This is a genomic window from Blautia marasmi, from assembly GCF_900258535.1.
GTDB classification, from domain to species: domain Bacteria; phylum Bacillota; class Clostridia; order Lachnospirales; family Lachnospiraceae; genus Blautia; species Blautia hominis.
Window position 1 is genome coordinate 4,062,825 of the sequence record NZ_OIWX01000001.1, and the last position, 26,724, is coordinate 4,089,548.

A 26,724-nucleotide genomic window follows, 5' to 3' on the forward strand; every position below is an offset into this window, starting at 1 on the left:
AAAAGGTTAAGAGGAGGATTGTGAATGAGAGAAGAGGCATCGTCTAAACAGTGGGAGAAATTATATGAAGTCACCTGTAATCTGAAGGCTCTGGAGCCATGGAAATATTTTTGGGATACCCAGCTCATAGCTATCTTTTTAAAAGACAGTGAGGAACCTGTTTTCGCCAGCATTATGGGATGCGGCGGAAACTGTTATGGGATCAGTGTCTATGAAGGGCTGGAAGGTCTGAGGGACTTTGATATGATTGCCTCCACCGAGGAAACGGGAATTCCTCCCGATTATGCAATGCTGGAGCAAAGTTCTCTTACCTGTTATTTTGGAGACCGGGAAGAGGTTCCGCCGGACCAGAAAAAAATCATAAAGGAATTGGGATATAAGTTCAGAGGCCGGGGCGAATGGCCTTTTTACCAGTCCTGTATGCCCAGATTCGTACCCTGTACACCGGATGCGCGGGAGGTGGAAGTGCTCACAGAGACGTTCCAGAATCTGTTCATGGCAGTCAGGGCTGTGATAGAGGAGCGGATTTTTGTGGACTGGGATAAGGGTGAGATACTCTGGAGAGCTTACAATGAAAAGACAGGGCTGTGGAATATGTTTGCAGAGTCTATTCCCATGGTGGAACGGGAATATCCGCTTATTGTGCTGCAGGATGAGGTGCTGAAAAGGCGTCTGAAAAAAAGGCCGAAAGTGGGAACAGAGATATCTGTGGATTTTGCCTATGTCCATGCCAGCATCGAGCTGGAAGAATATGAACGTCCCATCAGCCCCCTTCTGTTTGTGACCCTGGACCACGCGTCAGGTATGGTCCTGGACATGAAGATGGTGAATCCGGAGGATTCGGAAATTGATGTAGTGCTGGATTTTTTTGTGGATTATCTGCAGAAAAACGGAAGGATGCTGCGCCTCAAAGCCAGAAATCCGTGGGTTTTTGCAGCCCTTCAGGACATCTGCGAGGAGTGCGGCATCCAGCTTGAAAAAGATGAATTGGAAGAGATGGATCAGATCATCTCTGAAATCAGAGAGCATATGTTTGAAAATTTTTAGCAAGATAAGGCAGAGTCCGGTTAAGCCGGGCTCTTTTCTATTGCCAATTTACGGCAGACGACCGAATAATCGTACTCTTTATTCGGAAACAACTTGTGAAGAGAACCATACAAGTTGTAAAATAAGAACCATAAGGAGGGGCATATGACAAACGAAAACGGAAAGACAAAATATTATGTGCTCATGGAGGAACTGAAGCAGTCGATCCTGAGCGGAGAGATCAAGCCGGGAGAAAAGCTGCCCTCGGAAAACGAACTGTCTGCCCGCTATCAGATCAGCCGCCATACGGTGCGCAAAGCCCTGTCGATTCTCATTAATGAAGGGTATATTGAAGCGGAACACGGCCGCGGAACCTTTTGTTCCCAGCGCATGGGGCACATGAAAAATTCAAGGAATATCGCAGTTGTGACAACCTACATATCCGACTATATTTTTCCACGCCTGATCCAGGGCATGGATAAGGTGATGACAGCCAACGGATACAGCATTATCCTGAAAAATACGGCCAACAGCCGGACAAAAGAGGAACGGGTCCTGGAGGATATCCTGACTAAGGACATAGAGGGCCTGATCATCGAACCAAGTAAAAGCCAGATTTTCTGCAGGCATACAAACTTGTATGCAATGTTGGACCAGTATGAGATCCCCTATGTATTTATCCAGGGAGTATATCCTCAGATGATGGAGAAGCCCCATATTCTTATGGATGACTGCAAAGGCGGCTACCTTGTCACAAAGCATCTGCTAGACAGCGGGCACAGCAAAATACTGGGGATTTTCAAGGCGGATGATTTTCAGGGAAGAGAGCGGCACAAGGGATATGTGAAAGCACTCCAGGAGGCCGGATTTTCCTATGATCCGGATATGGTGGTTTGGTTTCACACGGAGGACCGTAAGATGAAACCGGCGCAGATGATAGATCTTCTGCTGCAGCAGCAGGTGGAGATGGATGCAGTTGTATGCTACAACGACCAGATCGCACTGGAGGTCATCCGCTCTCTGCAGAAAAACGGAAAGAGAGTGCCGGAAGATATTTCCGTGACGGGGTATGACAACTCGGTCATCGCGGAGGGGACCGTGGGGCTGACAACCATTGCCCATCCCCAGGAAAAACTGGGTGAGATGGCCGCTGAACTGCTTTTGGAAAAAATCCGTAAAGTACCGGAGGAGAAGAGCCGGATTTCCCGCCTGATCCAGCCGGAACTGGTTGTGCGGGGATCCACCAAAAATAGAAATACGGAGAACGGATAGGAGATTTAAGGCAGATGAAGAAAAAATATGCAATCGGTGTGGATTACGGCACCCAGTCCGGCCGGGCAGTCCTGGTGGATGTGTCTGACGGAACGGCAGCTGCCCAGAGCACTAAACCCTACACCCACGGAGTGATGGAGGAATACCTGCCGGACGGAACCAGACTGCCCCCGGATTGGGCGCTGGAACACCCATTGGATTATCTGGAGGTGCTGGACGTTACCATACCTGCCGTTCTGAGGGACAGCGGTGTGGATCCTGAGGATATCATAGGCCTGTCCATTGATTTTACGGCATGCACGGTAATGCCGGTGGACAGGGAAGGGACTCCTCTCTGTCTGCGGGAGGAGTGGGAACATGTTCCCCATGCATGGCTGAAGCTGTGGAAACACCATGCGGCCCAGGAAGAGGCCAATATCTGTACCAGGGCTGCAAAGGAGCGGGGGGAGGCATTCCTCTCAAGATACGGCGGGAGGGTTTCTTCCGAATGGATGATTCCAAAGCTGATGGAGATCCTGAAAGAGGCTCCTGAAGTCTATGAACAGGCAGACCGGTTTGTGGAGGCTGCGGACTGGGTTATCTTTAAGCTGACGGGGCAGGAGAAGCGCAGCGGATGTGCGGCCGGATATAAGGCTTTTTGGAATAAGAGGGAAGGTTACCCGTCCTCTGATTTTTTCAAAGCTCTTGATACACGCCTGGAACATGTGGCAGAGGAAAAACTTGGCAGAGAAGTCTGTCCTCAGGGGGCAAAAGCCGGGGAACTGACCAATGAGGCGGCAGACCGACTGGGGCTGCGTGCGGGCATGGCAGTTGGAGTGGCCAATGTGGATGCCCACGTATCCCTTCCCGCGGTGGGGATCACAGAGCCAAACAAGCTCTTGATGATCATGGGAACCTCCACCTGCGGCATTATGTGCAGCAGGGAGGAGAAGATGGTTCCCGGCATCTGCGGCGTGGTGGAGGATGGAGTCCTTCCGGGGCTCTATGGATATGAAGCGGGACAGCCCTGTGTGGGCGACCACTTTGAATGGTTTGTAAAGAACTGTGTGCCCGCATCCTATTATCAGGAGGCAGACAGGCAGAACATATCAATCCATGAGTTTCTAACCGGGAAGGCATCCCGCTTGAAAATAGGGGAGAGCGGACTCCTTGCCCTGGACTGGTGGAACGGAAACCGTTCTGTGCTGGTGGATGCGGATTTGACAGGGATGATACTGGGCCTGACACTGACCACCAAACCGGAGGAGATCTACAGGGCTTTGATCGAGGCCACAGCTTACGGAATGCGTACGATCATTGACAACTTTGAACAGGCAGGAGTACCGGTTAAGGAGCTTTACGCCTGCGGAGGCATTTCCAAGAAAAATGCCATGATGATGCAGATTTATGCAGATGTGACAAACCGTGAGATCTTCATCGGTGCCTCGGACCAGTCCCCTGCACTTGGTTCCGCCATGTTCGGCGCTGTGGCGGCAGGGAAGAAAAACGGCGGATATGACACGATTTTTGAGGCGGCAAAAGCCATGGGACGGGTGGAGGAGAGGACCTACAGACCAAACCCCGAGCATACAGCGGTCTATGACAGGCTGTATCAGGAATTTAAAACCCTGCACGACTACTTCGGGCGGGGCGGCAATGATGTTATGAAGAGACTGAAAAAAATAAAAGCAGAAGCGAGGAGATAAATCATGTTGGAAGAACTGAAAAAAGCGGTATACGAAGCAAATATGCTGCTGCCAAAGTACGGACTGGTAACCTTCACCTGGGGAAATGTAAGCCAGATTGACCGGGAGACAGGCTATTTTGCCATCAAACCCAGCGGCGTTGACTACGACAAGCTGACCCCGGAAGATATGGTCATCATGGACCTGGACGGAAATAAGATCGAGGGGAAATACAATCCATCCTCCGATACGCCCACACATCTTGAGCTTTACAAAGCATTTCCAAACATCGGCGGTATCGTACATACACATTCCCCGTGGGCCACAAGCTGGGCACAGGCCGGAAGGGGCATTCCCTGCTACGGTACCACCCACGCGGACTATATGTACGGAGAAATCCCTTGTGTCAGATGTCTGACAAAAGAGGAGATAGACGGCGCATATGAGAAGAATACAGGCCTTCTCATTGCGGAATATTTTAAGGAGAATGACTATGAGGCGGTTCCGGCAGTCCTCTGCAAGAACCACGGACCATTTACCTGGGGCAGGGATGGACACGAAGCAGTCCACAATGCAGTGGTCCTGGAGGAAGTTGCCAAGATGGCAGCGCGGTGTGAGACCATCAACCCGCAGGTAAAGCCGGCTCCCCAGGAACTGCAGGACAAACATTATTACAGAAAACACGGGGCAGATGCCTACTACGGACAGAAGTCAAATACCCCGCAGTAAGATGCGGGGGATTTGACCCTCGCGGCAGTCGCCAAGGCCAAGCAAGCTTGACTTTGGCTCGTTGCCCGCGGGAATAAAAATCACGGAGGTAAGATTTCATGGGTTTAGATTTGGAAAAGATAAAAAATGTGATTGAAGGCGGAAAGGCAGTGCTGGGTATCGAATTCGGCTCCACCCGTATCAAAGCAGTGCTCATTGGGGAAGATAACGCCCCCATCGCGTCCGGCAGCCACGACTGGGAAAACCGTCTGGAACATAATATCTGGACATACTCCCTGGAGGATATCTGGACGGGACTGCAGGACAGCTATGCGAAGATGGCAGAGGATGTAAAAGAAAAATACGGTGCAGTCATCACAAAACTGGGGGCAGTGGGATTCAGTGCCATGATGCACGGCTATATGGTATTCGATGAAAAGGAGGAACTGCTGGTACCCTTCCGCACCTGGAGAAATACCATGACGGAGGAGGCTTCTGACAAACTGACAGAAGTGTTCCGGTTTAATATCCCTCAGAGATGGAGCATTGCCCACCTGTATCAGGCAATCCTGAATCATGAGGAGCATGTTTCAAAAATTAAATTCCAGACAACACTGGCGGGATATATCCACTGGAAACTGACCGGGCAGAAGGTTCTGGGCGTGGGCGAAGCATCCGGTATGTTCCCTATTGATATGAACACAGGAGACTACAATGCCCGCATGATAGAGCAGTTTGATGAACTTGTGGCCGACAAAAAGTATTCCTGGAAACTGGGAGAGATTCTGCCAAAAGTCCTGAGCGCCGGTGAGGATGCAGGCGTCTTGACAGAGGAAGGCGTAAAACTTCTGGATGTAAGCGGAAACCTGCAGGCAGGCATTCCCGTATGCCCGCCGGAGGGGGACGCAGGCACAGGCATGACTGCAACCAACAGTATTGCAAGACGTACAGGCAATGTCTCTGCCGGAACTTCCGTATTTGCCATGGTGGTTTTGGAGAAAGAGCTTTCCAGAGTATATAAAGAGATTGATATGGTCACAACACCCACGGGAAACCTGGTGGCAATGGTGCACTGCAACAACTGTACATCTGATCTGAACGCATGGGTATCCCTGTTCAAAGAATTTGCAGAGGCATTCGGCGTGGAAGTGGATATGAATAAACTGTTTGGGACCCTGTACAACAAAGCGCTTGAGGGTGATGAGGACTGCGGGGGCCTGCTGGCGTACAACTATTTCTCGGGAGAGCATATTACCGGGTTTGAGGAGGGACGCCCTCTGTTTGCACGTATGCCGGAGAGCAGATTTAATCTGGCGAATTTCATGCGGGTACACCTGTTCACAGCACTGGGTGCCTTGAAGACCGGTCTTGATATTCTTTTAAAGGATGAGGGTGTGAAGCTGGACAAGATTCTGGGTCACGGCGGCCTCTTTAAGACAAAAGGTGTGGGTCAGAAAATCATGGCAGGTGCCATTGACGTGCCGGTGTCTGTTATGGAGACCGCGGGAGAAGGCGGAGCCTGGGGAATTGCCCTGCTGGCATCCTACATGGTGAACAAAGATGAGAAGGAAACGCTGGATGATTATCTGACCAATAAAGTATTTGCAGGCGAAACCGGCAGTGAGATGGCTCCCGATCCGGCAGATGTGGCAGGATATGACAAATTTATCAGGAGATACAAAGAAGGCCTGGCCATTGAACGTGCAGCCGTTGATAATATGAAATAATAGAAACTGCGCATCCCGGGTTTTCTGTTATGGCGAATTATAAAAGAGACACACAGCCAAGTAAAATGTGAAGTGCCCCCAATAAGGTGAGGGAAAATTCATGTGGCTGCGTGTCTCTTTTATCTCATTTATTAAAATGCACAGCTCTCCAGATAAAGAAGACCATAGGTCCTGCGGTTAGGAGAAGAAAGACAGGTGTGAACCATGCCCCCAGATCCAGGCAGAATACGGAACAGTAATTTATATAAAAGAATATAAAGGTGACGGCAAAACGCAGGGTGACAAGCATACTTTTCATATTTCCATAGATCCAGCCTATGTTTTGGGGTGTTACATGGCCGGGTACATTCCAAAGTTCAGGAAATTTCTCTACAAATATCATCAACAGATAGATAAGAATAGTGATAACCGGCAGTATGACCAGTGATCCTTTGGGGCCGTAGGCGTCCGCCTGTCCATTCAGCCCAAAGTGGGTGGGGATTTCATCGGGCAGAGAGTTCCAGCGTAAAATAAGACACAGCAGCTGCCCGATCAGCAGCAGAAAAGACAGGATACTAAGAATGCGCTGGTAAAGTGTAACAGGTAATTTGATCTTCATAAGGCATCCCCTTTCTTACAGGCAGCTAGGTAAGTGTGCAGACCGTCCGCATGGCTGCCGGAAATCCTTCGTTACAGCCAATATAGTCAATAGAGGACCAAAAGTCAAGAAGGGCGGCATAAAAGACAGAAAATAAAGATCAGAAGAAAAAAACAAAGAAAGAAATTGATTTTCAGTACAAAACTGTCTATGATACTTTATGGGACGATTCAAAAGGTTTGTGTATTTATTATACCGGCTGAAAGAGAACATGGGGCAGAAGGTTATCTGCTAAAGGAGGATATCTATGAAACTTACGATACTTGGCACCGGTAACGCTGCGGTGACAAAATGTTACAATACCTGTTTTGCATTGACAGAGGGAAACCGGCATTTTCTGGTAGATGCGGGTGGTGGAAACGGAATCCTGGGAAGGCTCAATGAGGCGGAGATCCCTATACTGGATATCCATGATATATTTGTGACCCATGAACATGTGGACCATCTCCTGGGTGTTGTCTGGATGATACGCATGATCGGCACTGCAATAGAGCAGGGAAAGTACCGGGGTGAGCTGCGGATCTACTGCCATGAAGAACTGAAAAATATATTAACTACGATCACTACACTGACCATACAGAAGAAGGTGACAAAACACTTGGGGGAACGCATCCGTTTCATCACAGTGGAACATGGAAGCCGAGCAGAGATTCTGGGCTGCGAGACAATATTTTTTGATATATTTTCCACAAAAGCAAAGCAGTTTGGCTTCTCTCTGAAAACAAAAGAGGGGGTCAGACTGACCTGTGCGGGAGATGAGCCGTATAATGCAAAAGATGAAGGGTTTATAAAGGGCAGTGACTGGCTGATGCATGAAGCTTTTTGCCTCTATTCCCAGAGAGAGACATTTAAACCATATGAAAAGCACCACAGTACCGTAAAGGATGCCTGTATGATGGCGGAAGAACTGGGTGTATCAAATCTTATCCTGTATCATACAGAGGACAAAAACCTGGAGGAGAGAAAACGCCTTTATACAGAGGAAGGCAAAGGATACTACAGCGGAAATCTTTTTGTACCGGATGATCTGGAATGCTTTGAGCTGTAAAAGATGATCCCGATGGTGCGCAATTTCATAATGTACCCGCAGTGCAAAGATGGATAATACATTCGGAAGACCTGGTGATGGGGACGGAGTTCTGCTGCTGCCGATGGTGTCAATACAAAAAGCATTAGAGCCCGTTTTGTACCGGGTTAGGTAGGAGAGCAGTATCATGTTCTCACAGGCATACTGTACATGAAGCAGGAACTGGTTCAAAGTGAGTGATTTACTTTCATGTATTAAATGCAGAACTAATGGAGGATTTTGAAAGTACCTCACAAACATTTTGATAGACCAGCGAAAACGCATGACTAAAAGCATCCGGCAAAGCCTCAATGCTTTTGTTTTTTAAGGCAGTGACAACGGTGTCCATTGAGAGGGCCAATTCACTGTAGTCCGGATAAAACGACTTGTCAATTGCCTGCAGATAGTGTCCCCATATCAGCAGGTCGTCTAACTGCCGAAATATGTTTTTCAGTGAGTGTTGAGGTAGGAGCTGGATGTAAGCGTTCATAAGCAGCTGAAAAGATAAGGGGCTCATTCTGTTATTCAATGTTGCGCGAAGCTTGCTTTCCATAGAACGGCCCAGGTTGTCTGGGATAAAAGAAATTGAAGCTGTACAACTGCGTGCAGTGAGAGCTACAATTTGAAGCGCCTCCAGGAAAAATGATATCCGTTCTTGTATGGTCGGCTCCGCCAAATTGAGTTCACTTTTAAATCCGGTTTCTCCTTCCGGTGTGATCACACTGCCCTTTTTATCAATTGTCTGTGCAATCCCCAGAGAATTGAGCAGGTTAACCGCCCGTCTTGCTGTATTTTTTGTTACACCATATGCTTGCATCAGTTTTGGAATAGAGGGTAAATACGGTTGGCTGTCAAACTCTCCGGCAATAATCCTGCGCACGATAGTCATCGCCAGCCGAGCATATAACTCGGAATGATCTTTTATCCGGAACCAACGGATCTCTTCTTTCTTTTTTTGATTTTCCCCAGTATATTTGCACAAAGTAGATAAGTAACTGTCAACCCTTTCCCTGGAAGCACTGTATAATTTTGACGTGCCGACACAGAAATCATCAAACTGTTTCTGCTCAATTTGTGATATTGCATGCTTGAACCATGTTTGTGTTCTCGAAACAGTTGTAGCAAAAGGATCGTCTATCCCGGGAAGTGGAATATAGGGAACGTGAAGATAGTTTTCACTGTCCAACTCCAGATCAATGATCAACTTATTTTTTAATGGTCTGAGTATCATTGTAAAAAAGTCATTGGCCAGTTGATAGTGATCCTGCAGTTCCACTTGCTCTGACATATTGCTTAAAATTTCTTTAAATGAAAGCAAATCTGATTCATTACACCGTTTAGCACCCTCCAGATAAAGAATCGGCATCAATAATCCCAATCCCCTGTATGCATCAGCAATTTCATCCCGGCTCTGAGCCAGATACGCGGCAAGGGTTTCCTTAGATGTACAATAAGCCACAACAGACGGCTGGCCCTGTGCTGTGTGGATATACCCTTCTTCAGCAAGCAGTTTCATCACTTTACGAACCGTAGTGATTCCCACGTTGTATCGCAGGCAAATTTCGCGCTGAGACGGGAAATCCTGCCCATGAATAAAAGTGCCGTTAAATATCTGTGAGGTGATCGTCTGATATAAATGGTGATATAGTTGTTGATTTTGATTCACCAGTAAAGATCTCCTTTCTTGGAAACGTTCTCCTTATTGATAAGCAGCGAAAGAATGCAAAGATTTTTCGTTAACATGCCACTTTTCTAATTGACTTAATTATATCAGCTCTTTCATCTCGCTTCAACTTGATTTCCCAACGTCTATATGCTAAACTTTACTTATAGCTAAAAAGATAAAGATGTGTTTTACTTTAATCAGTTGTTAAATACAGTTTATTGTTTTGTAGTAATGGGAGCGGCTTACTAAAAAGGGAAATTTAACACAATTCTACATTTTGAGGAGAGTTTATAAATGAATATACGGAAATCCATGTATCGACTGGTCATTGTTTTGAGTGTTGTTCCTTTTCTGATATTCAGTTTGCTGCTTACATTTACATATAATACCGAATTGAAAAAAGTGGTCCAGGAAAGCCTTGAAGCCGTGGCAAACTCCCAGCTTGCTGAAATGGTTGATTTTTGTGAGCAGCAGAGAAACAATCTGGATATTTTGGGCAGTATGGATGTATCCCAGGCCGCTCTGCGTGGAGAATTGGATGAGGATACCGTCAAATATCTCGATAATATTCTCTACTCCCGGGTGCTGGCTACTCAATATTTGAAAAGTGTTGTGCTGTTAGATACCAACGATTGCATTATTGCCTCCAGCAATGAAAGTTCAGTAGTCTATGATAATACGGGATTAGACGCATTGATCAAGCGGATGAAGGGCAATTCTTTTTACATTTCCGATGCTTTGAGATACCGGAATAATGGTCAGGAAGTACAGTCAGTCGTAGCAATTGCGGAAATTACGGATAACGACCGGGTTTTGGGCTATGCCCTGTCTGAAATCAATCTGGACTTTTACGATAATATTCGTAAACGGGCAAAGCTCTGGAATGAATCCACTTTCTATCTTTTAGATGGAGGCCAGAACATTATTAGCGCCGGTACACAGGAGCACAAACGTGAATCTTTTGTGACGACCTACGCAGAGCGGAAGGATTATCAGGAAAAATATAATGCCATTGACTTTGCCGCACATCCGCAGGGAAGTTTTATCTATCAGGTCGACGGGAACAGCTACATTACTTATTATTCCAATGTGGAGTATACTGACTGGCGTATCATGCTGTCAGTAAATATGGATCGTTTTCTAAACCAGGGACAAATTTCATTACTTCTGCTTGGTTTTCTTGTGCTATTGTGCGCCGTATTGACGGCACTGTTGGGACGTTTTGCATCCAGGCGTATCGTTCAGCCTATCCATCAAATATCCGACACACTGAACAGGATTCAGCAGAATCAGGATTATACTCTTCGTATAGAGGCGATCAGAAAAGACGAGCTGGGCACGCTGTCTGAGGAAATCAACAGCTTGCTCACTTTTATTGAAACAGAAAACCGATATAAAGACAAACGGGAACGGCTTTTGCAGGATTTGGCGCAAAAGGATGCTCTGACCCAGGTATATAATACTGAAAATATTCGCAAGTATCTTTCTAATGCAATAGACCATCACCAGTCGGACGGCACGCCTATGGCCGTGCTGTTTGTGGATGTGGACGACTTCAAGGCGTTTAATACAAATTACGGACATGGCGTAGGAGACCAGGCATTGCTGTTCATCGCGTCCCTGCTTGTGCGCGAGACGGGTGGGATCGTTGGACGGGTGGGCGGCGATGAGTTTCTGTCCATTGTAGAGGAGCAGGGAAGTCTGGAGGCCTTAGAGAATTGCCTGGACTGGGTCAATGATCCTGCCCACAGCAGGTTTGTCCTTCGTGGCAGCAGTGAAAGCCTGCATGTAGCTTGTTCTATCGGTGCGGTTATCGTGGATTTTAATGGATACTATGCAGAACGTATAACAGCTGATCAGCTAATGGGGATGGCGGATGCAGCTATGTATGAAGCAAAAAACAATGGTAAATGTGGATATGTAATTCAACGTTTTTAATTTGCAATGAATAAGAAATAGTATATCACGGTTTTAACGTTTGGAGGAGAAATAATGCAGGATAAGCAGTATGAGAATATGGAAATAATTTATGCTTCGCCGTACAGCAAAATCTTCTGTGGACGGGAATGTGATACAGGGCAATTAGTGATCTTAAAAACTGGCGGTCAGGATACCATGACTCCTGAGGCTGCTGAAAAATTGAAACGTGAATACCGTAAGCTCCTGATGGTGAATAACCCTCATATTGTAAGAGGTCTTGGAGAGGTAACGCTGGGCGGACGTTATTTTTTGAAAGAGGAATTCTGTCCGGGGATTGTGCTGAGGCAGCTGATTAAGCAGGGGGGCATGGAATGGGAGGACTTCTATCTGATCGCATGCCAGATGATAGAGGGACTCAGCGCTCTGCACGAAGCAGGGATCATACATAAGGACGTAAACCCGTCAAACGTTATTTACGAAGCAGAGTCGGGTCGTGCGGTATTGTTGGATCTGGGGATATCCTCTGTTTTTTCGTATGAAAAGTCAGAGGGGATCAGGCCTGATAATATAGAAGGCACCCTTCCCTATCTTGCACCGGAACAGACTGGCAGGATTAATACAGCACTTGATTACCGGGCTGATTTTTATTCTCTTGGCATCACATTATATGAGATGGTGACCGGGCATTGCCCATTTGAGGCGGAAACACCTACGGAGATGATATTCTCTCATATTGCTAAGACACCTCCGGATATTCTTGCACTACGGCCGGACACGCCATCCATGCTTGCTGAAATTATTAATAAACTACTTTCCAAAATGGCAAAGGACCGCTATTATAGCTGCGAAGGACTTCTTTTTGATCTGAAACGCAGTGTCAAAGAGACAAAATTTGCACTGGGCGAGAGAGATTTCAGCCGGCGCTTTGAATTTTCGCAGCAGCTCTATGGGAGGGAAAAGGAAAACGCTCAACTGAACAGCGACTTTAAGGAGGTTATAGGCGGTGCGAAGATCCTTGTTTCCATAAGCGGATATTCCGGTATCGGCAAGACCTCGCTGGTTAATGAAATCCAGGAGGAGGTCCTGATGGCCGGAGGATTTTATCTTCACGGTAAATTTGACCAGTATCACAGGAATGTACCGTATTACGCTTTTTTTCAAGCGATCAAACAGTTTTGTGATATGGTTTTTTTAGAACCGGAGGAGGAGATCAGAAGATGGAAGGAAGGGCTCTCGACGATTCTGGGCAGTGATGCATTCCTTCTGACCAGTAAGGCAGCTGAGCTGTCCCTGCTGCTCGGCGGTCTGCCCACTTCTGAAGTTACGCCCCTTGAGGAGCGGGTACGCTTTAAGGCGGTTTTGGGAAGATTTCTGTCGTTTCTCGCAACATCCGAGCATCCGCTGATTTTATTTTTGGATGATGTACATCTGGCGGATATGGGTTCCGTGGAGATGCTGGAGGAAATAATCAGGAATGAGAAGATCAGCTATTTGATGATCATTGTCTGTTACCGGGATAATGAAGTAAGTGAAGCGCATCCGCTTATACATAGCCTCAATAAGATTGTCAGGAGAAAAGGAAGAGTCACTCAGCTTGAGTTAAAGGGGCTGAATATGGAATGTGCAGCCCAGATGGTGGGCGATGTATTAAAAACCAGTGATGAGAAGGTCTTACAGTTGGCGGAAATTACCTACAAGAAAACAAAGGGCAACCCATTTTACATCAAACAGTTCCTGCGTCTCTGTAACTTAAAGGGATATATAATTCTGGATGTGGAGACTGGGAACTTTCATTGGGATATAGATAAGATAAGAAATTGCCCGGCGCAGGAAAATGTCGTGGACTTTCTGTTGGATAATTTGAATCAGATTCCGGAAGAGACACTCCCGCTTCTTTCCGTTGGCGCCTGTATTGGACAGAACTTTACAGTGAATGATTTATCATTTATCAGCCGTCTGCCGGAGAATGAAGTTGTTAATAGATTGGTTATTGCTGTAGATCTTGAAGTTCTTGTTCCTATAGAGAAAAACCTGCAGGCAGGACGCCAGTCCCGGTTTCAATTTTCCCACGACAGGTTCCAGGAAGCATTCTATAAGGTTATTCCTCAAAAGGAGAGGGCAAGTATCCATTATCAATTGGGAAAATATTATGAGCAGAAGGCTCTTGCAGAAGATGATATGGAAGAGCGGCTGTTTGAAATAGCGGACCACTACGCCAAAGGGCTTGGGGAACCGGCAGATGAATGTGAGAAGTTCCACATACAGGAGATATTGCTGCGGGCTGCAAAGCGCTGTGGCCTGGTGTCTGCTTTTGACACGGCGTCCCGTTATCTGGAGATTCTGCTTTCACAGCCGGAGATCCAAGGCGGCAAGAGCCGTTCCTTTCTCATACAGGTTTATAAGGAATACCATGCGGTACTGTGCAATATGGTGAATGTGAAGGAATGTGACCGTATATATGATGTACTTTGCGGTATGGCAGATGATCCTGAGGAACTGGCAGATAGCTGCTGCCTGCATATTACAAGCCTTTCAACCAGGGGGAGGTATGAGGATGCTTTTGCACTTGGAATCGGCCTGCTGAAACAGTTTGGAGTCACTTTTACCGGGGAGAACATGGGGCAGACTCTGAAACGTGAGACAAAGTTGTTTTATCAGGAGCTGGAGGCGCTTGGGGATGACCATATATTGAGTAAAGAAGAAGCAGAAGATCCCAGGGAGTTTGTGATCAGCAAGCTGCTGAACCGCCTGTGTGCGCCAGCATTATTTTTTAATCCCCTTTATTCCTTCTGGGCCATCTTGACAGCCGCCCGACGAATATTCCGTTATGGTTATACGCCCTACGGTCTACAGATATATTCTAATCTGATGGTACCTTTGGCTGCGCTTTGCGGGGACTACAGAACTTCCTATATGGCCGGAAAAACTGCAATGCATCTGGCAGAAAAGCATCAGTACAGAGAGGTGATCTACAGCATTTATCACCTTTTTGCTCTTCATACATGCCACTGGTTTGAGGATATCGCCAATGTGATCCCATTCGCCAGGGAATCCATCAAAGGCAATGCCCTGTTGGGAGAATTTGAATATGCCTGTTATGGATATTTTACTGCCATGACCGCGGTTATGGAAACATCATCCCATGTAGATGAGCTTTGGAGTGAGGTGGGGCCTGCCATCAGCTTTGCGGAAAAAACGGGAAATTACCACTCGCTTGGTACATTTTACAGCTTCCGGCAGTTCTGCCGGAGTGTGCGCGGGGAGCTTGGGCTAGAGGGCAGCTTTGAGGGAGAAGGCTTCTCCGAGCTTACACATACAAAACAATTTGCTGATAATCATATGGCGATGTGTTATTTTTATGTGCTGCGGGCCTTGACGGCGGTTATTTACAGGGACTACGAGACAGCTTATGAGATCTGCAGCTACAGTGCGCCGCATATGCCTTATATCACCGGTTTTTATCCGGTCGCATTACATAATTTTTTATATTCATTATCAATCTGCAAGGTTTTGTCCTCTGAAAAATATGGGGGCCAACCACAGATAAGGCAGGAATTAAAAGCGGACCTGTATGAAAATCAGAAATGGCTGGAAGGCCGCAGGAAGGATGCGTTCGGTAACTTCGGACATTTTTACCTGACTATTGAGGCAGAGAGGAAGATTGCGGATGGCTTTGTGGCAGAGGCTCTGTCACTCTATGAATGCGCCCTGGAGAATGCGAAAAAACATGCAGGCAGTCTTCATCATGCCATTATAAGTGATCTGGTTGCACTGCGGTATGAGGAACTGGGCATCAAGACCGCGGCCGAATATTATTTGCGCGGTACATACCGTCTTTACGCCTGCTGGGGAGCAGAGGGAAAGTGCAGTCTCATGAAAAAACATTATCCTGAGCTGATGACACATTGGGAGGCAGACAGACCAGGACCATATACTCAGTCGGAGAGTACCCTTTATACGACTACATCTCTGGATATGAGATCTGTGCTGAAGGCTTCCAGAGCTATCTCGGAGGAATTACAGTTGGAGGGGATACTGGAAAAGCTTATCTATGTCCTTCTGGAATGTGCCGGAGCGCAGAATATATACTATTTGAACAAGATAGGTGAACAGTATGAAATAGAGGCGGAGGGGCATACGGCACCAAAAGATACATGCATCCTTTCCAAACGGACAGCCGATACAGGGGATATTCCCTTCAGCATTGTAACGTATGTAGAAAGAACATCGGAAACCGTTATTCTGGATGATGCGGCAGCCTCCAGGATTTATGGAAAAGATGCCCATATAAAAGAAAGTAAATGTAAATCAGTCCTTTGTATGCCAATCCTTAGTAAGGGAGAGCTGAAAGGAATTTTGTATCTGGAAAATAATCTGGCTGCAGGAGTGTTTGACCAGCGCAGGAAGGATAATTTGATTCCGATTGCGGCCCAACTGGCCATTTCCCTGGAAAATGCTTATCTGTATGAGCATCTACGTTTTCTGGTGGAGGAGCGGACAAGGGCGCTTGAAGAGGAAATCCAGATACGTAAAGAAACAGAAAAAAAGCTTGCACAGATGGCAAATCACGATCATTTGACAGGTCTGCCTAATCGCCGGTTATTTGATGAGATTTTATCTAAAGCACTTTTAGAAGCGGGTAGGAATGAGACGATGCTTGCAGTCCTTTTTGTGGATTTAGATAGATTTAAAGAAATCAATGATACTTACGGACATGAGACAGGCGATGCAGTATTGACAGAGGCAGCCAGGCGCCTGCGCAGCTCCGTTCGGAAAGGCGATACAGTGTCCCGTATGGGCGGGGACGAATTTGTACTGATTCTGGATGGGATTGAAGGGGAAGCAGAGATAGAACAGATTTGTGAACGGATCCTGCGTGAAGCCAGGGGACCGTTTCAGATCTCGTCAGGAATTAGCTTGAAGATAACAGTAAGCATTGGGATCAGTATATACCCCAAGGATGGCCGTGAGGTTGAGGAACTGGTCACCAGCGCGGATAATGCCATGTACCGGATTAAAAAGAGTCACAAAGACTATTATTCCTTTACATAAGTACTTTGAAGGGAGCTGGCCTATGAATACAGTAAAAACATTTCTGACCTCTGTTTTGCAGGTTCTGTTCTGCGGGGAAACGCAGGAAGGCTTAAATTTCCATTTCTCAGAGGATGTCTGTGCCGTCTGCATTGCAAAAGGAAAAAAAAGTATTGGCCGAGATGAGGTTCTGGAGACGCTTTTGCCGGAACGGGCTCCGTTCCTTCGGTGCGATATCGTTGATTTTTCCGTCACAGAGCCGGCAAAGAATATCTATTGTACGGTCAGCGACTGTATCCTGCCATACAGGGATACAGACGGGTCCTGTGCTCTGTGTGTAAGTGCGGTAGTACTTGGGAAGGCCAGTCAATATTCCATCGTTCAAATGCAGCTATCTCCATTGAGTGAAAACGGAGAAATGGAAGGTTATGAAAAAAAGGCCGCGGCTGCCCTGCTTAATGATATTGATCTGTACCGAAAACAGCTTGATGTTGCAATTCAGCACTGCGGAATGAGCCTGTGGGACTTTGATATTCAGAAGCGCTGCATTTACCAGAGGAATAATTCCCTTGAAATGCATGGGCTGGTCAGTATGATTGAAAATGTTCCGGATTCTTTGATCCAATCAGGATACGTCCATACTGCCAGCGCCGAGGCATTGCTGGAGATGTACCGTCTGCTCATATCCGGGGAGCCAAAGGTGGAGGGAGTCTTCAGGGTCAGAAATTCGGAACAGACAGGGTACTGGTGGGAAAAGATTACCTACTTAACAGAATATGACGCCAGCCACCGGCCGGTCAAGGCCATTGGATTTTCTACCGATATTACGGAGCATATGCTGGTTCAGCAGGAGCTTCAGAGAATGAACCTTCAAAAAGAGCTTCTGACTCAAAAAACATTGCTTAACATGGTGATAGATTTCACATCCGGACGGGTGCTGGACATTGATGCGAGCCGTCTGGATTCGGTTTATTCGGATGAGATCAACAGCTATGATGATTTTTTATTCCTTCTGTACCGGCATACGGTGGATGCCAGAGAGCGTGGAAGGATTGAATGGATGCTGGACCGGGGGAATCTGCAAAAACGATATGAAGATGGTGAGGATAACACGTGTTTCGATTTTCGCTGCAGAATTCCGGGACGGGAGCCTGTATGGGCACAGTTTGTGCTGCATGTGGATCAGAGCCAGGAGAATGCCCACCTCATTGGCAAGGGGTACGTGGAAAACATTAATGAACGGAAACAGGCGGAGATTAATCTGAAAAGCCATGCAGAAATGGATGGACTAACGCAGGTTTATAACCGTGAGACGTTCCGTATGCTGACGGATAACGCACTTTCCACGCGGAGCGGGAGGCGTCTGATCATTTTAGGGATTCTGGATGTAGACAATTTCAAATCTATTAACGATAAATATGGCCACGCCATTGGTGATGCCGCCCTTCAGAAAGTGGCAAAGGCGCTGAAGAGCGTTTTCCGTCAGGAGGATTTTGTGGGCAGGATTGGCGGCGATGAATTTATGTTCTCCTTATCGGAGTTTGCAGAGATCACTGTCCTGAAGTGGAAGTTGAACCAACTGTTCAAGCGCCTCCACGCATCAGACAGTCTTGTCACGACGCCACTGTATGTTTCCGTCGGAATCGCCGTGGCGCCATGGGATGGTGATTCCTTCGATGATCTCTACCAAAAAGCTGATATTGCGCTCTACCGTGCCAAAAACGCCGGTAAGAACGACTGGTGCGTTTACCAGAGAACCATGGATGAGATCATTCATTATTCAAAGAAAGAGGTGAAAGTCAAATGATTTCAGTGAAGCAGCTCTATAAAGACATTGGCAGTTTCTGCAGACTGTTGGATGAGCACCAGTTGAAACGATCAGCCGTCTGCCTGGTCAAGATATTCACCTCATGCCTCAGTCAGGATAACGCCGTCTCAGTAGCGAAAGCTATCAGGGACATCCTGCCCAACGCGTATATCGTCGGCTCTACTGCGGCCGGAATCATCTTTGAGGGAAGACAGTATGAGGACGAAACCATGGTATTGGTGGAGAAGTACGAGCACCTGAACATCCGGGTCAGACAGTTCTCGTGGAAAGAAAAGTCCGCGCGTTCCCTGGCGGAGGAGGTCCACCGTTCTTTCCGGAACGCAAACAATGAAACCGTGCACATTCTGTTTTCCGACCGCTATTATGATGTGAACAATTTTGTCAATGAGATCAGTGCCCTTTCTCCCAAAATCCGCCTGGCAGGCGGGATCGCCGGCGACCTTTTGGCAAGTGATACACCTGGCTTTGTCTTTACAGATGAGGGCGTGCCTTCCTGTACGGCGCTGGCCTTTTCCGTTACCGGGGAGGAGGCTGTGTGTTTCATTGATGTAAACACGGCACAGGAACCCATCAGCCCCATTTTTACAGTCACCGGCACGGATGGCTGCCTGATAAAAACCATCGAAGGGGAGCCCGCCGACCAGTGGATGTACCGCTATCTTGCCTTGGAAGACATGCGTTCTTTTGGGGACTGGAAAAGCATTGCAGACAACGATCACCTGATCCGTTTTCAGATGATTCTTGAAGGACACGGCACCGCGGGCCGGTTTACGCGCTATGACGAGCAGGCTAAATCCCTGGCACTCTATTTCAGCCAGATAGAGCCTGGCACGAAATTTCGGATTGGTTACACAAATCCGTCTAAATGCGTCCGTGACTGCTATGCCCTTTGCCAGAATATTATGGAGCAGCCGGTGGAATGTGTCTTTGTATATACCTGTCTGTTCCGCAAGCTATATATGAGTAACTCCTCCAAATGGGAGCTGCTTCCCTTCAAAGAGTACAATGTGTGCGGCATCTTTATGATGGGGGAAATCGGTTTTATCGATGGGCGGAACGAATTTTTTAACGGTTCCTGTCTCGTTACCGGGATTGCAGAAAGCAAACGCTATCTCATGCCGGATATTTCCGTATTGGATGAATTTACACAGATTGAGGATGACATGGCGACGATGGAGTTTGCCATGGTCCGGCAGAAGGAAGCCATGAGCGATGAAAGCCGCAACCTGATAACGGAACTGAAAAACCAGCGTCTGAAAACAGAGAGGCATATGTATGTGGATGCGCGTCTTGGTCTGTCCAATGTGTTGAAGTACAAGGAGGACAGGAAGCGGCAAAAATTCAACAAGCTGTGCATGATGCAGATGGAAAACGACGATATGCTGATATCCTTCGCCGGGCTGGATGCCTATTTGGACAACACGCTGGAAATCCTGGAAAAAATACAGGCATTTCTGGTACAGGAGCATTATGACCGCCACATTTCTTTCTACTGTGTCACCCAGAGCATTTTTTTCCTGACAGGAACGGAGGCACTGTCTAAAACACACTTTGAGCAGATTATGCGGGAAATTTATGAGGATTTTCACTTTTATAAATCGAGTACGCTGGGATTGAGCCAGATGGCCCGGTTCGTGGTTGTCATGCAGCAAAAAGATATGCTGCAGGGGGGACTGAACGCCCTGCAGGCTACAAAGGATATCCAATCCCGCTTTGTTGTCTGTGATGAAAAGAGCAGCTTAACGCTTACCTATGCAGAGGAACTTAGGGTGATTGAACTGCTGAACTATGCCATCTATAACGATGGGGTGGTGCCATACTATCAGGGAATCCGGGATAATCACAGCGGACAGATTCACTACTATGAAGCTCTCATGCGTCTGATCGGCGCCGATGGTGAGGTCAACTGCCCGATGGTGTTCCTGGCAATCGCCCAAAAATACCGCCTTTATTCAACGCTGAGCCATATGATGATCGAGCGGGTACTGCGTGACTTTGCAAACAGGCAGGAGTCAGTTTCCATCAATATCTCTGCATACGATGTCAATTCAAAGGATTTTGTAAACTGGTTTTTCAGACGGCTTGGGGAATTTCCCAATCCTGACAGGATTACGGTTGAATTTGTAGAGAGTGAGGACTTCAGGGAATCGGAGGAGTTCATGGTCTTTGTAAAAAGGCTGCGCCAGGCCGGATGCAGGATTTCGGTGGATGACTTTGGTACGGGATATTCCTCCTTAGAGGAGGTTATCCGTCTGGAGCCGGATTATATCAAGGTGGATGGCAGCATTATCTGTGGACTTAAAGATAAACCTAAAAATATGATATTGCTGAAAACGATCATTTTCCTGGCAAGGCAGCTTGGTTTAAACACGATTGCGGAGTTTGTGGAAAACGAAGAGACCCAGGCTCTATTAGAACAAAACGGGTTGGATTATTCCCAGGGATATCTGTTTTCCGAGCCGAATCCTCTGGGGGCTTTACCTGATTTTTCAAGAGTTTATGAATTGAGGAGCAGGATATGAAACGTTTGATAAGCAGGGCTGTTATACCAATAGTAATTGTGTCACTTCTTGGTTATATAATTTATTTTCTATCTTCACGGATTGGGGTGCAGATGGAACAGTCGGCCACAGGAAATGTGCGGGAGATTGTTCAGATAATAGAATCAAGTATTGCTGAAATTAGGAAAAATGATGTAATGGCTGCTCAGCGCCTTACGGAATTTTTTTCTACGGAAGAGGACACGACCGATCTTTTAATGCGTATGCAGGAAAACAGTCCGTTTGCGAGGATCTCGTTTGTCCCTGCAGATACCGATTCTGGTGTCAGTAGCTGGGGAAAGCCGTTTTCCACGACTTCTCTCCCTGATTGGGAAGAGATACAGGCTAAGGAAAGTGCCATCACAGACGTTTATATGAGTGATTTAGGCGCATGGACCTATACCATCAAATGTCCTGTTTACGAGAATGATCATTTCACAGGTGATTTGTATACAGATGTTATCATGGAGCGGTATGATGATATCCTGCCTGACTCCATTTATCAAAATAAGGGCCTGATATATATCTTGGATGCTAATTCTCTGCGCTTTATTTATGAACCGACCAGCACAGAGGTAATAATTTCAGGAAAGTATGACCTCCATAACTTTTTAAATGACTTCGGTATCCTGGATGAGAAGTTAGAGCAGGATATCAGCAGTGCGATTGAACGCCGGGAGAGTACCATAGCAAAGATGATAGTCACCGATGAATCTTCCTATGTATATTTCTGGCCGGTTGATGAGGGGGAGTGGTATCTCTGCGGCATTATCCCGGAGCATAGCATTCAGAGCGAGGGAAAAGCAGTGACGCAGACGATCGCAGCTGCCAGTATCCTGATCTTTGGGGCTGCTGCGCTCACCTTTCTGTTTTATTTCTGGTACAGTAGTAAAAATCAAAAAGTGCGTCAGTATCAAATAGATCTGTTCCATGGGATTGCAAAGAGTATCGATCATGTGGTGCTTCTCTACGACTGCAGTACAGGGGCGTTGGAGCTGGCATTTGATAATATCAACCGGATTCTAGGAATTGACTGGCAGACGCTTAATAGAAACGGTGACACTCAAACGGTTTCAGAGGAGCATAGGAGCAGCCGGCTGTTTCAGATTCTGCGTCCGGAAACATTTCGGACAGAACTTGAACTGATGGAACGAACCGTATGGGACAACCCGGAAACAGGAGCCTCACAATACCTGGAGATAGAAACCACCTATATTTTTCTGGATAATAAGAAAAAATGCATCCTGTCTATATTGGATGTAACGAAAGAAGAACAGATGCAGGAGTCATTACGTGCCTCTGTCCTGGCAGCACAGAATGCCAGCCGTGTTAAATCCGACTTTCTGTCTCAGATGAGCCATGAGATCCGGACGCCGATGAACGCGGTGGTCGGAATGGTACAGATCGCAGAGGCGAGGCTGAATGACCGGAACCGTGTGTTGGACTGCCTGCAAAAGATCAAGTCATCCTCCCAGCATCTGCTCAGTCTGATCAACGATATCCTGGATATTTCAAAAATAGAAAGCCAGAAGATGTCGCTGTCAGAGGAGTGGTTTGGATTGGGAGGTCTTTTAGGTGATTTAAATAATATTGTCTCAGTACAGGCGGCTATGAGAAATCAAGAATTTGTCATACAAAATCAAGCTGGAAACGTGGAGTTACTGGCGGACCGGATGCGGCTGAGCCAGGTGCTTATGAATCTTGTTAATAATTCCATTAAATATACGCCGGATGGCGGCCATATCACACTTACTGTTACACGAAATTTATCAAAAGTAAAAGATTATTGCCTGATGCACTTTTCCATTAAAGATGATGGGATTGGAATGAGTGAAGAATTCCAGAAAAAGCTGTTTACACCTTTTGAACGTGAGGACACTAAGGCGGTCCGCACACAAAACGGGACTGGTTTGGGACTTTCGATCGTTCAGAGCATGGTGTCCCTGATGGGCGGTTCCATCCGCGCAGAAAGCACCAAGGGTATTGGGACGGTGTTTTATGTGGATATTGAATTTAAGTATAAGTCGGTTGAAATGATAGAGCGGGCCGCTGCTCCGGTAAAAGAAACCTGTGATTTCAGTGGGATCGTAATCCTTCTGGCAGAAGATAATGAACTAAACCGCGAAATCGCTTATGAATTTCTTGAGATGGCAAATGCCAGGGTAGAGTGCGCGGCGGATGGCGTAGAGGCATTCAAGAAGTTCAGGAATTCGGATCCAGGGCATTTTGATATCATACTGATGGATATGCAGATGCCAAGATGGGATGGATTAGAGGCGACCAGGAATATCCGGGCACTGGACCGTCCGGACGCAAAAAGAATCACAATTATTGCCGTTACGGCTAATGCCTATTTTGAGGATGAGCAAAAATGCCTGGAGGCTGGAATGGACGATCATATAGCCAAACCTTTGGATATTCAGGAATTTTATAAAAAAGTAAAAAAGCATCTTATCAGCAAGATAAAAGAAGGAGAGTATAATGATTAAAAGAGTAAGGCGGGAAATGGCAGTAATTCTCATGGTGTGTATGGCCATAGGACTGGCTGCCGGATGTGGAAGAAATGACAAAGCTTATATTATAGAACAGAGCAGGGAAACAGTGAAAGAAGAGCTTGTATTCTATTCCTCGACGGCCAAGGGGAATGAGGTGCGGGAGGGCGGTATCATGCATTCCATGCAGATGGCTATTGATGAGTTTGAGCGTACTCATCCGGATATCCGTATATCGTACAAATCCTATACCCCCATGAACTCACAGGAGAAAAGCTATGATGATGTCGTGCGTGACCGCGTCAGAAATAAAATGGGGGATGACCTTTATATTATGAATCCGGATGTTGCATATGAAATGTACCGGGAAGGTTACCTGGAAGACCTTTCTGATCTGAAAGCTGTGCAAAACTTGACTAAGGAGGCGCTGAACCAGTGTACCGTCGATGGAAAGGTTATTTCTGTGCCCATGACAATGCTCTGCTACGGTCTGTTTGTTAACCGGGATCTTTTAGATAAATACGGACTGGAACTGCCTCAGACAAAACAGGAATTCCTGCACTGCTGTGAGGTGCTCAAGGAAAACGGGATCATGCCCATGGCGGCAAACCGCTGGTGGATGGAGACATTTGTATTGTCACAGGGCCTTGCTTCTCTATATATTGAGGACGGACGCGAGGAAAAGATCGCTGCACTCAACAGCGGAGAAACACCAATCAGCCAGTATATGCGGCCGGGTTTTGAGTTTCTGCAGGAAATGATTGACCGGGGTTATTTTGATGTGGATTTCGCAAAAAATGCAGAGGCGGGAGATGAGAAGGAACAATTTATGAATCAGGAGACAGCGTTTGTCGTCCACTATGATACAGCCATCCAGGACCAGATTTATGGGACACACCAATTCAAGATGGCATTCATCGGCTTCCCTACGGATGAATATGGGCAGGTCAATCTGTTTAATGCCGCACAACGGATCTGTATTAATAATAAAACAACAAATCTTGAGATGGCAAAAGAATTTGCAGATCAGATGGTATCCAAAGAGGTTACTGCAGATTTATTAAAAAACAGCGGAGGTTTCCCCCCTAGAAAGGATGTAGACTTTGAGCAGCCTGAAATCCTTGCTACAGCCTATGAAAATGTGAAGGCGGGCAGATCCATGCCCGGTACTAATCCGGAGATTGATTTAGAACAGTGGGGAACAACCTGTGCCATGGTACAGGAATTGTATAAAGGGCGCAGTATAGACGAAATAATGGTGGAGTTTGATGAACAGCAGATGGAGCTTGTTTATCCGGGTCAGTGATTTGGTGCGGTAATGGGGCGGATATTGGAAGTAATGAGTCAGATATGGAAGGAGATATAAGGAACAGTTACAGTGTTTCAGGAAAAGAGTGGGGAAACCGTATGAAAGGGAGAAAAATTTCACTGCGCTCTGAGCTTATCAGTATGACGGTTGGCACCGGCGTGATAACCATGATCATACTGGGAATCATTTTGTCTGTGGTGGTTTTCAGGCAGACAGCCCAAAGGGAAAAAGAGGATATGGATTTTTACATGGGTAGTATACAGGAACAGTTTGCCGGCAGGCTGCGGTTTCTGGAAGAAGGGGTGGCTTATTTAAGGAGCAATAAAGAGCTGAATGATTTTTTCAGAAGTGATATAGGAACGGAAGAAGAGGTGCGGATGCGGTTAGAGCAGGGAATTAACTTGTTTTCTGAGAGAAATATGGTGGAAGAGACCTATCCGGTAGTAAGTGAAATCTATGTGTTTAACAAGAAGCAGAGATTTGCGTGGAGCAGTTTTTATCCCGCCACCATGGCGGTGCAGCAGGCGCGGGAGAAAGAGATGATCAGAATGATGGAGGAATATCAGAGGCAGGACCAGACCTTTTATTATCAGCAGAGCGGGAATCTCCTGGAACTATGTTTCACCCTGTACGATGAGAACATGGATATCCTGGGGTATTGTGCCGCAGCGCTGGAGAAGGAGAGTATCAGCAATATTTTTGAACCTCTGAAAAAGTATGAGTCATATTACTGGGTACTACAGGATGGGGGAGGCCGTGAGGTGGGAGGTTCCGGGCTTCCGGGGATAAAAGTAAGCCAGTTAGCCGAACGCAGGGGTATTCTCACCGAGGGTAAAAAGAGGTATCTTTATCAGACAAATACCGGCAGTTTCGGCCTTATAGTTTATATGGTGATACCGGAGGAGAAGCTTTATATCACCATTAAACCGATGTTTATGCTGGCTTGGTCAGTATTTCTGTTTACATTTCTGGTTCTGATCCTCGCTATTTTGTATGTGTCTTTTAAGATGACCCAGCCTATGAAAAATATTGTGAGAAGGATCAAACAGGTTGGGACCGGTGATTTTGAAATTAAGGTGGAGAATTACAGGATACAGGAGTTGCAGGAGATAAGTGATTCTTTTAATGATATGATACAGAAGATTGATCAGCTCATTAAAGAAGTGTACGAAAATCAGCTTCTGGCCCGTGAAGCAAAGATTCAGTATATTCAGGCACAGATGAATCCTCATTTTATGTTTAATGTGCTCTCCATGATTGGAATGCGCCTGAAGAAACATAAGGATGAGGAACTTTATCGTATGGTGACGGCATTCTCAGGTTTGATGCAGGGAAAGATATTCCGAAAAGACGAGATTGAAATACCCCTGAAAGATGAGATGGAGATTGTAGGTTTTTATCTGTATCTGCAAGGGCAGAGATTTCGGGATATGATCAGTTATGAGATTATTTGGGAGGATAGAGGTCTGGAGAGGTGTAAAATCCCCCGGCTCAGTGTAGAACCCCTGGTAGAAAACGCCATGATCCATGGATTTGAGCCAAAAGGTGAAACAGGGTATATCCGAGTGGATATCCGTAGAAAAGATGAGAGCCGTCTGTGGATTATCGTGGAAGATGACGGTGTAGGCTTTGATATGGAAAAATGGAATGAGCAGATGAAGGAGGAAGGCGGACATCCAAGAGTTGGCGTTATGAATATACAGAGGCTTATTCAGAATCTGTATGGGGAGGCTTATGGCTTGAAAATCCATAGCCATCCCGGAAATGGTACGATGGTAGAACTGGTTCTTCCTCTGACTATGGAAAATCTGATATAAGACATTTTGTGCGCCTGACTG

General features: G+C 46.6%; 15 protein-coding genes. 13 read left to right on the plus strand and 2 right to left on the minus strand.

All coding sequences use genetic code 11. From position 1 onward, the window contains the following. Positions 1 to 24 precede the first annotated feature (24 nt). The 5 genes from C6P39_RS17645 to C6P39_RS17665 all read left to right on the plus strand — a co-directional run bounded on the left by C6P39_RS17645 (position 25) and on the right by C6P39_RS17665 (position 6,397). Positions 25 to 1,047, plus strand: a complete 1,023-nt coding sequence (locus C6P39_RS17645; protein ID WP_104804667.1) for a DUF7309 domain-containing protein — start codon at positions 25 to 27, stop codon at positions 1,045 to 1,047. Positions 1,048 to 1,191: 144 nt separating this feature from the next. Continuing rightward, on the plus strand, positions 1,192 to 2,298 hold the full coding sequence (locus tag C6P39_RS17650; RefSeq protein ID WP_104804668.1) for a GntR family transcriptional regulator: 1,107 nt from the start codon (positions 1,192 to 1,194) through the stop codon (positions 2,296 to 2,298). A gap of 14 nt (positions 2,299 to 2,312) precedes the next feature. Continuing rightward, positions 2,313 to 3,983: a ribulokinase gene (locus tag C6P39_RS17655; protein ID WP_104804669.1), complete on the plus strand. Its 1,671-nt coding sequence runs from the start codon at positions 2,313 to 2,315 to the stop codon at positions 3,981 to 3,983. Between the two features lie 3 nt (positions 3,984 to 3,986). Beyond that, a complete protein-coding gene (locus C6P39_RS17660; RefSeq protein ID WP_104804670.1) occupies positions 3,987 to 4,691 on the plus strand; it encodes an L-ribulose-5-phosphate 4-epimerase in 705 nt (234 codons plus the stop codon). A 98-nt stretch (positions 4,692 to 4,789) separates the two neighbouring features. Next, the gene (locus tag C6P39_RS17665; RefSeq protein ID WP_104804671.1) at positions 4,790 to 6,397 is read left to right on the plus strand and encodes a xylulokinase; all 1,608 of its coding nucleotides are present in this window, start codon (positions 4,790 to 4,792) and stop codon (positions 6,395 to 6,397) included. 124 nt (positions 6,398 to 6,521) lie between these two features. Here C6P39_RS17665 and C6P39_RS17670 read toward each other — a convergent pair whose 3' ends face one another. After that, positions 6,522 to 6,995, minus strand: coding sequence for a DUF1648 domain-containing protein (locus tag C6P39_RS17670; RefSeq protein WP_104804672.1), 474 nt, complete (start codon positions 6,993 to 6,995; stop codon positions 6,522 to 6,524). Between the two features lie 286 nt (positions 6,996 to 7,281). On the opposite strand from C6P39_RS17670, the gene C6P39_RS17675 reads away from it, so the two are divergent. Beyond that, on the plus strand, positions 7,282 to 8,082 hold the full coding sequence (locus tag C6P39_RS17675; protein ID WP_104804673.1) for an MBL fold metallo-hydrolase: 801 nt from the start codon (positions 7,282 to 7,284) through the stop codon (positions 8,080 to 8,082). A 226-nt stretch (positions 8,083 to 8,308) separates the two neighbouring features. Here the strand turns inward: C6P39_RS17675 and C6P39_RS17680 are convergent, their stop codons facing one another. After that, on the minus strand, positions 8,309 to 9,766 hold the full coding sequence (locus C6P39_RS17680; RefSeq protein WP_104804674.1) for a GntR family transcriptional regulator: 1,458 nt from the start codon (positions 9,764 to 9,766) through the stop codon (positions 8,309 to 8,311). Positions 9,767 to 10,060: 294 nt separating this feature from the next. Between C6P39_RS17680 and C6P39_RS17685 the strand changes: the two genes are divergently transcribed. From C6P39_RS17685 to C6P39_RS17715, 7 genes are all read left to right on the plus strand, one after another. Next, positions 10,061 to 11,704 carry a sensor domain-containing diguanylate cyclase gene (locus tag C6P39_RS17685; RefSeq protein ID WP_104804675.1) on the plus strand — a complete coding sequence of 548 codons (1,644 nt, stop codon included), beginning with the start codon at positions 10,061 to 10,063 and terminating at the stop codon, positions 11,702 to 11,704. A 54-nt stretch (positions 11,705 to 11,758) separates the two neighbouring features. Next, positions 11,759 to 16,738, plus strand: coding sequence for a diguanylate cyclase domain-containing protein (locus C6P39_RS17690; protein ID WP_104804676.1), 4,980 nt, complete (start codon positions 11,759 to 11,761; stop codon positions 16,736 to 16,738). A gap of 22 nt (positions 16,739 to 16,760) precedes the next feature. After that, complete coding sequence (locus C6P39_RS17695) at positions 16,761 to 18,524, plus strand: GGDEF domain-containing protein (RefSeq protein WP_158661610.1); 1,764 nt, start codon at positions 16,761 to 16,763, stop codon at positions 18,522 to 18,524. Continuing rightward, positions 18,521 to 21,067, plus strand: coding sequence for a bifunctional diguanylate cyclase/phosphodiesterase (locus C6P39_RS17700; RefSeq protein ID WP_104804678.1), 2,547 nt, complete (start codon positions 18,521 to 18,523; stop codon positions 21,065 to 21,067). Before C6P39_RS17695 ends, C6P39_RS17700 begins: the two co-directional genes overlap by 4 nt. Continuing rightward, positions 21,064 to 23,574 (plus strand): hybrid sensor histidine kinase/response regulator, encoded by a 2,511-nt coding sequence (locus C6P39_RS17705; protein WP_104804679.1) that lies wholly within the window; start codon positions 21,064 to 21,066, stop codon positions 23,572 to 23,574. The genes C6P39_RS17700 and C6P39_RS17705 overlap by 4 nt, the downstream gene beginning before the upstream one ends. Then, positions 23,567 to 24,883 (plus strand): ABC transporter substrate-binding protein, encoded by a 1,317-nt coding sequence (locus tag C6P39_RS17710; protein ID WP_104804680.1) that lies wholly within the window; start codon positions 23,567 to 23,569, stop codon positions 24,881 to 24,883. The genes C6P39_RS17705 and C6P39_RS17710 overlap by 8 nt, the downstream gene beginning before the upstream one ends. Before the next feature lie 101 nt (positions 24,884 to 24,984). After that, positions 24,985 to 26,703 (plus strand): sensor histidine kinase, encoded by a 1,719-nt coding sequence (locus C6P39_RS17715; RefSeq protein WP_158661611.1) that lies wholly within the window; start codon positions 24,985 to 24,987, stop codon positions 26,701 to 26,703. Positions 26,704 to 26,724: the final 21 nt, after the last annotated feature.

What these genes read in the sequence shown, in the direction of transcription:
- C6P39_RS17690 (WP_104804676.1), top strand. Translation starts at nt 11,759, where the DNA reads ATGCAGGATAAGCAGTATGAGAATATGGAAATAATTTATGCTTCGCCG.
- C6P39_RS17645 (WP_104804667.1), top strand. Translation starts at nt 25, where the DNA reads ATGAGAGAAGAGGCATCGTCTAAACAGTGGGAGAAATTATATGAAGTC.
- C6P39_RS17665 (WP_104804671.1), top strand. Translation starts at nt 4,790, where the DNA reads ATGGGTTTAGATTTGGAAAAGATAAAAAATGTGATTGAAGGCGGAAAG.
- C6P39_RS17650 (WP_104804668.1), top strand. Translation starts at nt 1,192, where the DNA reads ATGACAAACGAAAACGGAAAGACAAAATATTATGTGCTCATGGAGGAA.
- C6P39_RS17670 (WP_104804672.1), bottom strand. Translation starts at nt 6,995, where the DNA reads ATGAAGATCAAATTACCTGTTACACTTTACCAGCGCATTCTTAGTATC.
- C6P39_RS17660 (WP_104804670.1), top strand. Translation starts at nt 3,987, where the DNA reads ATGTTGGAAGAACTGAAAAAAGCGGTATACGAAGCAAATATGCTGCTG.
- C6P39_RS17695 (WP_158661610.1), top strand. Translation starts at nt 16,761, where the DNA reads ATGAATACAGTAAAAACATTTCTGACCTCTGTTTTGCAGGTTCTGTTC.
- C6P39_RS17715 (WP_158661611.1), top strand. Translation starts at nt 24,985, where the DNA reads ATGAAAGGGAGAAAAATTTCACTGCGCTCTGAGCTTATCAGTATGACG.
- C6P39_RS17675 (WP_104804673.1), top strand. Translation starts at nt 7,282, where the DNA reads ATGAAACTTACGATACTTGGCACCGGTAACGCTGCGGTGACAAAATGT.
- C6P39_RS17700 (WP_104804678.1), top strand. Translation starts at nt 18,521, where the DNA reads ATGATTTCAGTGAAGCAGCTCTATAAAGACATTGGCAGTTTCTGCAGA.
- C6P39_RS17710 (WP_104804680.1), top strand. Translation starts at nt 23,567, where the DNA reads ATGATTAAAAGAGTAAGGCGGGAAATGGCAGTAATTCTCATGGTGTGT.
- C6P39_RS17705 (WP_104804679.1), top strand. Translation starts at nt 21,064, where the DNA reads ATGAAACGTTTGATAAGCAGGGCTGTTATACCAATAGTAATTGTGTCA.
- C6P39_RS17655 (WP_104804669.1), top strand. Translation starts at nt 2,313, where the DNA reads ATGAAGAAAAAATATGCAATCGGTGTGGATTACGGCACCCAGTCCGGC.
- C6P39_RS17685 (WP_104804675.1), top strand. Translation starts at nt 10,061, where the DNA reads ATGAATATACGGAAATCCATGTATCGACTGGTCATTGTTTTGAGTGTT.